Source organism: Parabacteroides sp. AF21-43, from assembly GCF_003635435.1.
Classification (GTDB): domain Bacteria; phylum Bacteroidota; class Bacteroidia; order Bacteroidales; family Tannerellaceae; genus Parabacteroides; species Parabacteroides distasonis.
In genome coordinates this window covers 9,524-19,990 of record NZ_QTMG01000043.1, presented here as the reverse complement: position 1 = coordinate 19,990, position 10,467 = coordinate 9,524, and the positions used below count along the sequence as shown (strand labels likewise).

10 protein-coding genes are annotated in these 10,467 nt (G+C 36.4%); 7 read left to right on the top strand and 3 right to left on the bottom strand.

The genetic code is table 11. The features are described from left to right. Nucleotides 1-33: 33 nt before the first annotated feature. From DWX84_RS20285 to DWX84_RS20275, 3 genes are all read right to left on the bottom strand, one after another. Nucleotides 34-396, bottom strand: coding sequence for a VOC family protein (locus DWX84_RS20285; RefSeq protein ID WP_048928184.1), 363 nt, complete (start codon nucleotides 394-396; stop codon nucleotides 34-36). A gap of 98 nt (nucleotides 397-494) precedes the next feature. Further along, a complete protein-coding gene (locus DWX84_RS20280; RefSeq protein ID WP_009276098.1) occupies nucleotides 495-1,301 on the bottom strand; it encodes a helix-turn-helix domain-containing protein in 807 nt (268 codons plus the stop codon). 101 nt (nucleotides 1,302-1,402) lie between these two features. Beyond that, the gene (locus tag DWX84_RS20275) at nucleotides 1,403-1,876 is read right to left on the bottom strand and encodes an Lrp/AsnC family transcriptional regulator (RefSeq protein WP_009276097.1); all 474 of its coding nucleotides are present in this window, start codon (nucleotides 1,874-1,876) and stop codon (nucleotides 1,403-1,405) included. 163 nt (nucleotides 1,877-2,039) lie between these two features. Here DWX84_RS20275 and DWX84_RS20270 point away from each other — a divergent pair, with 163 nt between their 5' ends. The 7 genes from DWX84_RS20270 to DWX84_RS20240 all read left to right on the top strand — a co-directional run. Next, nucleotides 2,040-2,912 (top strand): DMT family transporter, encoded by an 873-nt coding sequence (locus tag DWX84_RS20270; protein WP_005858422.1) that lies wholly within the window; start codon nucleotides 2,040-2,042, stop codon nucleotides 2,910-2,912. A 287-nt stretch (nucleotides 2,913-3,199) separates the two neighbouring features. Continuing rightward, on the top strand, nucleotides 3,200-3,400 hold the full coding sequence (locus DWX84_RS20265; RefSeq protein WP_117873921.1) for a helix-turn-helix domain-containing protein: 201 nt from the start codon (nucleotides 3,200-3,202) through the stop codon (nucleotides 3,398-3,400). Nucleotides 3,401-3,406: 6 nt separating this feature from the next. After that, nucleotides 3,407-4,663, top strand: coding sequence for a class I SAM-dependent methyltransferase (locus DWX84_RS20260; protein WP_117873923.1), 1,257 nt, complete (start codon nucleotides 3,407-3,409; stop codon nucleotides 4,661-4,663). A gap of 12 nt (nucleotides 4,664-4,675) precedes the next feature. Continuing rightward, nucleotides 4,676-5,704: an AAA family ATPase gene (locus DWX84_RS20255; RefSeq protein WP_117873925.1), complete on the top strand. Its 1,029-nt coding sequence runs from the start codon at nucleotides 4,676-4,678 to the stop codon at nucleotides 5,702-5,704. A gap of 2 nt (nucleotides 5,705-5,706) precedes the next feature. Continuing rightward, a complete protein-coding gene (locus tag DWX84_RS20250) occupies nucleotides 5,707-8,016 on the top strand; it encodes a hypothetical protein (protein WP_117873927.1) in 2,310 nt (769 codons plus the stop codon). Nucleotides 8,017-8,147: 131 nt separating this feature from the next. After that, the gene (locus DWX84_RS20245; protein WP_117873929.1) at nucleotides 8,148-9,197 is read left to right on the top strand and encodes a DUF1848 domain-containing protein; all 1,050 of its coding nucleotides are present in this window, start codon (nucleotides 8,148-8,150) and stop codon (nucleotides 9,195-9,197) included. Between the two features lie 2 nt (nucleotides 9,198-9,199). Next, the coding region (locus tag DWX84_RS20240; protein ID WP_199703927.1) for an ATP-binding protein at nucleotides 9,200-10,467 on the top strand (1,268 nt) is incomplete at its 3' end.

Genomic DNA, 10,467 nt, shown 5'->3' with positions numbered 1-10,467 from the left:
TACGTGTGAAGTAAATCTGTATCATGTCAATACTTATTTTTCGTAGATACCGACATGATTTCCTTCGCTATCTTCTAAAACGGCGAAGTATCCTTTATTTTCCGCTTCAATCTTTGTCTTGGGTATAATAATTTTACCCCCTTTATCCAATACTTTAGATAAAGTGTCCTCGATATCTTGGCTATTAAAATGGATTAAGATACCATCCGGCGAAGGTTGATAACTAGGAGCGTAGAACAAAGCCCCAACCGCTTCTCCTTGCTCGATAAAACAGGCCATCTTCTCTGTCTCACATTCGGAAACCGATAGTTTTAACCCCAAAATAGTTTCATAGAAATTGATCGCTCGATAAAAGTCTACAGTTGGAATCTCGAAAAAAGCAATTAAATTGTTCATTTTGTTTTCTTTTTATAGTTACTGTTAATGTCCTCGCGAAGACATCACAAAAGTAGAGCGTATCGTATCTATAGGATAGAAGAAAAAGGACATCTTGATCACTCCGAGAAATAATCAGAATAAGGAGCGCATAAGGAAAGATACTCCGTGGGTGTATAGCCGGAAAACAGTTTAAACTCTTTTATCATATGTGACTGATCTGAAAACCCACATTCATAAGCTAATTGAGCGAATGAAATGGATGGATTCTGTTGTACCTTAAATAAAGCTCGTTGCATCCTAACGATACGAAGAAACTCTTTGGGCGTAGCTCCTACATAATCTAAGAAAATGCGGTTGAACTGTTTAGAGCTTAGGCATGCGGTTTCAGATAACTCAGAAATATTAGTTTTCGCTTGTTCATTTATTTGATGGAGGACTGCGGATATTCGCTTTAAGTTATATTCATAGCCTTCAAACCTATAAAGACGGTGAATCAAAAACTGCTCGATCAAGCGGATGCAAGTTTCATGATCATCAGCCTCTATCACTTTTCTGGATAATATTGATAATTCCAAATCTTCTATAGCATCCACCGCTATAAGTTCTCCATAAAAGAACTTAAGGGGAAGTTGAAGGATGGCTCTTGCCGCATACGGCTGAAAAACAACCGTGATCATTTCAATCTTTCCGGCTGACATCACATCTGAAAAGTTGAGGCATTGCCCACAGATGAACGCTTGAGGCTGCGATTCTTTTTTTCCTACTAATAAAAGCCTTTTACCCCTATGAAATACTAATTGTATGCAGCCCGTTGGTAAAGTCCGTTCAGATACAGAAACATCCGCGCCATCTTCCAGTATCCAATAATATCTTACATAAGGAGTTAATATATGAATAGGCTTTATTATTTTAAATGACTGCATCTTATAGAATTTAATTTATCGGGGCAAAGATAAATAACCCCTAATCAATTCTATAGTAAAAAAGAGACATTTCATATTAATACTGCGACATTAAGCTTCAATCAACTATTTTTGGGTATATTCAAAACTGTAGTATGCTTGATTTCATTAAGCACAAAAGAGCTTTGCATCTTCACGATGCCATGAACCTTGGTTAATTTCTCGAACACAAATTGATTATAGGCATCTAAATCCTTAAGAACCACTTTGACAAAGAAATCATAAATACCTCCCGTCGAGTAACATTCCATTATTTCATCGATATTCCGTATTTCTTCTTTGAAGCGTTCGATATGCTCATCATCGTGTACAGCTAAAGATACATTACAGAAAATGATCAAGGGTAATCCTATTTTTTTATTGTCGACCAATGCCACATATCCTTTTATATATCCTTCGTTTTCTAAACGTTTGATTCGTTCGTAAATAGGAGTCTTGGAGATATGAAGTTTCTCAGAAAGCTCTTTTGTATTGATCTTCGCGTCCTTTTGCAAAGAATGAAGAATTTCAATATCTGTCTCATCAAGTAGTGCCATAGTTTTTTTTCCTGTTTTATTTGATTTAATATCCCCGAATTAGAATTATAGAATGCAAAACAGGACAAAAATAGGAAAATTATCGTATTTAAGCTTGACGTATAGGAAAACAATCTTCTTTAAATAACTTTGCAGCAAATAAAAATCTAATTCTAACACAATTATGTTTAAAAGTAAAGATCTTCTGTATCATAGTATCGCCATATTGACAGTCATTATATGGGGAACAACGTTTGTCTCCACAAAAATACTGATTAATACAGGATTATCACCGGTTGAGATATTGTTATACCGTTTCGTGCTTGCGTATTTTTGTATTTTGACTATAGCGCATCGACGGTTGTGGGCTAATTGCGTAAAAGATGAATTCTTATTGTTCTTGTCTGGATTATGTGGTGGTTCCCTATACTTCATAGCGGAGAATACGGCACTGGGCATCACATTGGCTTCCAACGTTTCATTATTGATCTGTACAGCACCGATCATTACAACGGTATTGTCTCACCTATTTTATAAAGAATCTCTTAGGAAAGGACTGTTATATGGATCTTTAGTTGCCTTATTTGGAGTCGGATTAGTTGTTTTCAACGGCAGTGTTCTTTTAAAAGTAAATCCACTTGGTGATTTTCTCACTTTAGTTGCCGCTACGATGTGGGCTTTTTACTGTCTTATCCTAAAGCGTTTGAGTCGTTCTTATCCCACCTTGTTTATTACACGAAAAGTATTTTTTTATGGGATACTTTCTCTTTTCTTCTATTTTGCGATCTACCCTTTAAATATCAAACTAGAGTTATTGAAACTGCCAGTCGTATATTTAAATATATTATTTCTGGGTGTCATCGCCTCAATGCTTTGTTATATCATGTGGAATACGGCAGTCAGAGCCCTCGGAGCATCAAAAACAGCCAATTATATTTACATTGTCCCTCTGGTCACCTTGATAACTTCTGCGATTTTTCTATCAGAAACTATTACGATAGCTTCTGGTATTGGCGCTTTAGCCATTATTAGTGGAGTTTATATCGCAGAGAGGTAAAAATAAAGAAGGGTTACTCATATGAGTAACCCTTTGATTTTCAGTGGTGCCACCAGGAATCGCAATTAATTCACAAGTGGCTGTATATCATCACTTTTCAGAAACATCAAAAGAGTAATCTCCTCCTATTGCTCCACCGTTGGACTTCTGCGTTTTGCGTGTCGTTGCAGCGGATGATTTCTTGATGCAAAGGTAGTGAATATATTTAATATATCATTATTCCCCTTGTAACTTTTGGCATTATATTTGAAAATATATAACTTTGCATTGAACATTAAGAAATTTGTATGGAAATTCTAAATCGTATAAAAGGAGCATTAGCAGATTCTGGAAAAACAGGTATATGGTTAGCTAGACAACTTAAAAAGGATCCAGTGACGGTATCTAAATGGTGTACCAATACTACCCAACCAGATTTACAAACGCTTGCAAAAATTGCTGATTTATTGGAAGTGGATATAAAGGATTTACTTGTTAGTAGAAAATGATATAATATGGGTGTACTTCTTGCATTAACACAATTAAAGGAACACTCAAAACAACTCATTAACGCGGTTTTGAGAGATAATGGGCTGGAGGTAAATGTTATGCTCCACGATAGCTTCTGTTTGGAGTTTCCACTAGTGGCCTCTAAAATCAATCAAGAATATGTGATTGTTGCGGATGGAGATTACTCTGAGGAAGAACGACAACATTTACAACGATTCCTTGAGAAGGAGGTTTATGTTATCTCTGAAAAGAAAATTTGTTGGCAAATGGGTGACTATGTAAATAATAAAAAAACAGAAATAGTTGCCACTGGTTCCAACAGGCAGAATTGGTTTTCTTCTTTTGATTCTCCAAAAATATACTTATTACCTAAATGGATTGATGATTTAATATTCGAGGAATTGAATGCGGAATATGCACCGGACCATATAAAGTTTGAGTACAATCTAAATAAAAATAAAAATGAAGTGCTTACATATCTTGGTACTTATTTCCCAAGAAGTTATGCCGAAGTGTACTATCTATTCAGCCAATTGCTGTTCACAGAAGAGCAAAAATCTTTCGTGAGCGAAAATAATGTGTTGAGAATACTTGATTTAGGTTGTGGCACTGGTGGAGATATATTAGGGTTACTGAACTATATTGAAGATAACCTTGACAACATTCAGTTGATAAAAATTTTAGCAATAGATGGTAACCATTATGCACTTCGAGTATTAGAAAAAATTCTGGAGGCGTATAAATCGAAGACACGTCTACAAATTGAATACACAATTGGCCCTGTTTTTATTGAAAGCGAAGATGATTTAAACCTAATATCAGAGGTCGTCTCCGCAAAATTTGATATTATCATGTCCTGCAAAGCAATATGTGAACTGGCATCAAAGAAGAGGTTGGCAGGAAAACCATATAAAAATACAGCACAAATGCTCTCTAAGAAATTATCGCCCAATGGCATAATGCTTATTGAGGATGTAACCGTAAAGAATAATGGCGAATTTATTCCTGTGACATTAAATACGGAGTTAAACGAGTTTATAAAGGAAAACCCTAATTTCGTTACTTTGCTTCCAATGTCTTGTAAGAGGAATGGAAACAAATGTTCAAAAGGATGTTTCTTTAAAGAAGAGATAAAGGTAAAGCATTCTAGAAAGGATAATGATATTAGTAAAATCGTTTACCGTTTTATCTCGCATAGACAAGTACTCAATATATTTGAGAGTTCTAACGTAGTAAGTAATATACAATGTAAAATAAATTAAATCACAATAACTATGGCAGATTTTGATTCGGAATTTTTCATTGACTATTCTAGTCTTGATGATTTTCAGAGACAACTTATTGACAGAAAAAACAACAAGTCAATAGTTGTTTCTGGAAGTGCTGGAAGTGGAAAGTCCTTGATAGCTCTTCACAAAGCAAAACAAATAGCAGCACTTGGAGAAAGTTATACAATTATTGTATATACAAAATCCTTGCGGAAATATTTTGAAGATGGACTCCGCAAACTGGGGCTTAGAAACGTATACCATTACCATCAGTGGCGTCATAATCAACGCAAGGTTAAATATCTCATTGTGGATGAATGCCAAGATTTCACCAATGAAGAAATAGAAGAAATGAAGCAGTATGGTGAACATTGTTTGTTCTTTGGAGATTCAGCCCAATCAATAATGGGATTCGGGGATCGTTCCAAAACACAAACAATCGAGAAGACTGCTTCTGATATGGGTATAGCTCCAGACCCATTGTATTTTAACTACAGATTGACAGAGGAGATTGCAGCGTTGGGAGAGAAAGTCGGAAATGTTGAAGACCTTGTTATCAAGTGTAAACGCAAGGGCGAGAAACCGAATCTAATAGCTGCCGACAATTATGATGAACAACTTGATAAAATCGCAGAGATTATAAAAAACAGGTCGTTAACTAATGTAGGTATATTACTACCATTCAACACAGAAGATAAAGGAGAATGGTCTGTTGAATACGTTAAGGATTATCTAAAACGTAAGGGTATAACATGCGAGTTTAAGTACAACGATAGTCAAAGTACAGAAATGGACTTAGACTTTCATTCTTCAAACCCCAAGATAATGACTTGGTGGTGTGCGAAAGGTCTGCAATTTAAAGATGTATTCATTCCGGGTTGTGATAAGAATACAGATAAAAGAGCAGCATTGTATGTGGCAATGACAAGATGTAGTGAAAGATTATATCTGGGATATACTTCAAGGTTATCTTCATTATTTCCTTCATATACAGATTCTGTTTATAACAACAATGATGATATAGAAATTATCTAAATATGAAATTATATATACCAACAACAACTTTGAACATTGACAATATACTCTCCACTGAGTGTATTGCTCCATTGTCCTTTTACAAGGAGCGAGAGTATGGATATAATCAATTCTATAAGATTGCTTGTATGCCATATCAAAAAGTTCAATTGTTCTTTTCAAAGATTCCACATTTTGAAACAAATGATTTTGAACATCATGCTTTTCCTTTAGTTATAGAACTGACCGTATCAGACAACAAGTGTAAGTTCAGACGCATAAAAGAGGTTAATGGTGTCGAGGTGTTTCAAACCGATGACATTGTACGCCTTACTCCCTATAATACAAGGGTATTGTTTTTTAATCCAACAGCCCTCAATGCAGCTATATTATGTTGCTCTGATAGTTTGACAAACAAGCTGGGGGATAGATATAGTTATAATCTTTGCCGCCCAGAGTTTGACCTTGTGCCATTAATTGAGAAGGTCAAAGTTGATGATGTTTGCTCTGGGTTTCATGACAAGGTGCTTCAAGACAATAGACTTAATAAGGTCAAAGGCTTCATATTTGGCTATTACCTTGGTGTAGCCAAGTCCATTTCAACGAATAGTGCGAAACTTTTGAAAATTCAAAAACGAATTTACGATATTGTTGCATCCATTAAAAATGATGGTATGTACAATAACTCAGCTATTTTTGATGAGTTATCTCAACTTGATGCTGAATATAAAAGGAATGACCCCACAATAAAGCAATGTAAAGAGGAATGGAACAAATATCTTGAGAATTTACACATTCCACCAGAATCTATGGAAATCGTTCTAAAAGATTTTGATATGAGCAATGGCATTAAGACTTCTTTCATGAGAAAGAATGGCTTTGTACCAAGTGTGTCGTTAATGCAATATGGCTTTAATAATTTAGATGGATATAGGAACGCTCTAACTACATATACTACGTCACTAGTAAACTCTGATAGAAAGAAACTACTTGATAAATTTTCGGACTCTATTAAATCGACATTTGACCTTGACCCCTCATATGAGACTTGTATGCTTGCAAAGGATGATGAGGATGCCACACTTTTCAATAGATTTATTGACCGAATTTTGTGGCGAGGACAGTGTCCGACACCTGAAACATTGAGAACGGATAGATTTAACATTGCAACGGAAATTACCAAAATAGCAAAATCCATTTGGGAAGATACTGGTATGCAGTGGCAGGAAAGTAAAGCTCAAGCTTTCATGAATGAATTGAGGCAAAATATCAAGAACTTCACGCCGTTGAATATGAATGGGCAAGATAGTTTGATATTAAAATCTGTTGCCACTTATGTCCTTAAAGGCGAAGATTATGATTCTCTTATTCAATTTTGCATAGATAATTCTATCAGTGATTATCGTTATGCTCTTGCTCTTTGGGGTGCGACACAAGGATATGTAAAAATCTCTCGACCTATTATCGGTTCAATATCCAAGTCTAATTCATTCAATAGCACGTTGAAAGAAATCATTTTCTTGCTACATAACATTGAGTCTGTTGGTGACTTGCCAAATATGCAAGAAGCTATCTCCGTAACGACAGGCACAAGCAAACTGAATACGATAGTTTCCAATACCAATGTAAATATTGCTTCTCCTAAGTCTGATTTAAATGGTTGGCAAGATAGTATTCGAGAGTACTTCTTGAATGAAATAAAAAATGTACGAAATAAGAAAGGGCTTTTATCTGCATTGGAGAAAGCTTTTGAGAAAAACGGAACTCGACAAGAGTATGCTAGTTTCTTTGCTATATTAAATGATTATCAAGAATGGAAAACCTCAAAAGGTGAGCCTGTAAAGGCGTGGAAAGATTTAGTTGCCCATTTCTGTCCAAATGAATACAATGAAAAATTTGTATCATACCAAGAACAACAAACACCAAAGAAAAAAGAAAGAGGGTTTGTAAGTGGTATAGTGGATAGTATTCAACAAGGTGCTCAACAGGTGTTGTCATTGTTTACAGAGGAGACTCAAAATGTTGAAAACGAAACAGTGTTACAAAATATAATTTATGATGCCAGTGCTGTTAAGTACATAGAAAATTGTCCATACATTGCACAACACAAGTCCCACTTTGTTGATCTTTTTATTGAGTTCCAAAGAAGCTATCAATCTGGATACTATTATTCAAAGAAAGAACAATATCATCGTAATAACAATGATGTTGTAGACCATTTTTGTAGATGGTGTTTATATCAAGGGAACAAAAAAGCAATTCCGATGACACCAGATAACAGAAAAATGGTAGAGTCCTTAAAAGAATATTTACTTACGAAGTATCACGATTAAACGAATTGTATTTGAATATCACGAGATGGTAAAAGAAAATTTTGCCTCTCGTGATTATCGGCAAATAGTTATAGTAGCGTAATAGTGTTGTAATAGGGCAACTCAGTCAATAGATTATAATATATGGTAATATGAATGAGAAAATAAAAATATATACTGATAGTGGAGAACTTGTGGAAGCTTCAGCTCCTGTAATCATATCAGCAAGTCGTTCTACAGACATACCTGCTTTTTTTGCAAAATGGTTCTTTAACCGTTTTGCAAAAGGGTATTGTGCTTGGTATAATCCATTTAATCAGCAGAAAATGTATATTTCATTCAAAAACTGCAAGATTGTAGTCTTTTGGACAAAAAATCCCAAACCAATACTTCCATATTTACACGAACTTGATGAAAAAGGAATACATTACTATTTCCAAGTTACACTTAATGACTATATAAAAGAAGGTTTTGAGCCTAATGTCACTTCTGTAGAAGATAGAGTTGAGACATTCAAAAAACTTTCCAACATGATAGGCAAAGAAAAGGTTATTTGGCGTTTTGACCCTCTTATCATTACTCCAAACATAACACCTCGTGATTTGTTGAGCCGTATTTGGAATATTGGCAACAAATTAAAAGGTTACACAGATAAATTAGTCTTCAGTTTTGTTGATGTTAAAGCTTATCGCAAGGTTCAGAACAACCTCGTAAAGGAAACGCTACTTTTTACAAAAGAGACTGTTGAAAGTGCCGAAGCAAACTATGCTCAACGGATAGAGATTGTTGAAGGACTGAAAAAGATACGAGAGGCATGGAAGAAAGATGGGTGGGATATTGAAATAGCTACTTGTGCAGAGGATATTGACCTTGAATTATATGGTATAGAGCACAATCGTTGTATCGATAGTGAGTTAATGAAACGTATATTCGCCGAGGACGAAGAGCTTGTTTATTATTTGCATACACTAAAATGGCCAGAACGTGATATCTTTGGTCAGTTACCTCCAATTCCTTCCAAAGAAAAGAAAGTAAAGGATACCGGACAACGTAAGGTTTGTGGATGTATGGTTAGTAAAGATATTGGAATGTATAATACTTGTCGCCACTTCTGTGTGTATTGTTATGCAAATACCAACAAAGAATGTGTTCTTCGTAATAAAGAAAAGCATAGCGATGATAGTGAAAGTATAATAGAGTAAATTTGCAAAAAAAGTTACTATTAAATCCCAATGTGATGACAATTGACGATATAAAGAATCTTGTGTCTGCCGATGAGTCAAGGACACTGGAGCTGAAGAAGACTACCGGGGAATTGAAAGATGGTATGCACTCGGCATGTGCATTCTTGAACACAGAGGGCGGTTGGCTGATTTTCGGTGTAGCACCAAAGTCTCTGAAGATAATTGGGCAAGAAGTGACAGACAAGACACAGCAGGAGATTGCTCAGGCATTGGCAGGTATAGAACCTGCGGTAGATGTGCGAGTGGCGTATGTTGATGTGCCGGAACGTCCGGGCTACCAAGTTATAGCTATGCATTTTGACGGATGGGTATGGGGCGAGCGTCCGCATACATTTCACGGATGTCCGTATTACAAGGTCGAAAGCACAACGAAGGTCATGCCGCAGGATATGTACGATGAGCGTATCCGTGCCCATCAGCCACAGATGTATGCGTGGGAACGACTGGCAGCAGACGGTGTGACGTTGGCAGACCTTGATGAAAATCTGATTCGTAATTGCATCCGTCGAGGTATTGACGGTGGACGTATTCCTGAGACAGCATTGTATGAACCAACCGGAGATATTCTTTCAAAATGGAAGTTGCTTAAGAATGGAGTACCGACCAATGGTGCGGTATTGCTCTTTTCCAACAACGTTGATGAGTATCCACAGTTCACTTTGAGGATGGCGCGGTTTGTGGGTACGAACAAAAATATGTTCCGCGATAATCAGCGAGCCGAAGGAAATTTCTTCAAACTTCTGGATGCCGGAGTTGCGTTCTGTTTCAAGCATCTTTCTCTCAGTGGCAGAATCACCAATCATAGTTTGGAACGGGAGGAGCAGCTTGAAGTGCCTTATAATGCGTTGCGTGAGGCTCTTATCAATGCCCTTTGCCACCGTCATTGGGAAAGATATAATCTGACTATCAGTCTTGCCATCTATGATGACCGTATAGAAATAGCTAGTCCTGGTACATTTCCACCTCAGATAACACCTGAAAACATAAAGGAGCCTCACGAGTCATATCCGCATAACCTAAAAGTGGCGGAAGCACTTTATCGGATGACTTATCTGGAAAACTGGGGGAGTGGTGCAAAGCGTATCATGGATGCTTGTCAGGCACAAGGTGTGGAATCCCCCACATGGTCTTCTGATGGTGGCTTTGTTACTATTACTTTCATGCGACCTTATTTCGCATCCGATACAACAAAGATAGACAAGGAGGATAAAAAAGCAACTAAAGAGGA

Coding starts and splice junctions, on each gene's coding strand:
- DWX84_RS20270 (WP_005858422.1), top strand. CDS start 2,040: ATGTTTAAAAGTAAAGATCTTCTGTATCATAGTATCGCCATATTGACA.
- DWX84_RS20280 (WP_009276098.1), bottom strand. CDS start 1,301: ATGCAGTCATTTAAAATAATAAAGCCTATTCATATATTAACTCCTTAT.
- DWX84_RS20275 (WP_009276097.1), bottom strand. CDS start 1,876: ATGGCACTACTTGATGAGACAGATATTGAAATTCTTCATTCTTTGCAA.
- DWX84_RS20260 (WP_117873923.1), top strand. CDS start 3,407: ATGGGTGTACTTCTTGCATTAACACAATTAAAGGAACACTCAAAACAA.
- DWX84_RS20255 (WP_117873925.1), top strand. CDS start 4,676: ATGGCAGATTTTGATTCGGAATTTTTCATTGACTATTCTAGTCTTGAT.
- DWX84_RS20250 (WP_117873927.1), top strand. CDS start 5,707: ATGAAATTATATATACCAACAACAACTTTGAACATTGACAATATACTC.
- DWX84_RS20285 (WP_048928184.1), bottom strand. CDS start 396: ATGAACAATTTAATTGCTTTTTTCGAGATTCCAACTGTAGACTTTTAT.
- DWX84_RS20245 (WP_117873929.1), top strand. CDS start 8,148: ATGAATGAGAAAATAAAAATATATACTGATAGTGGAGAACTTGTGGAA.
- DWX84_RS20265 (WP_117873921.1), top strand. CDS start 3,200: ATGGAAATTCTAAATCGTATAAAAGGAGCATTAGCAGATTCTGGAAAA.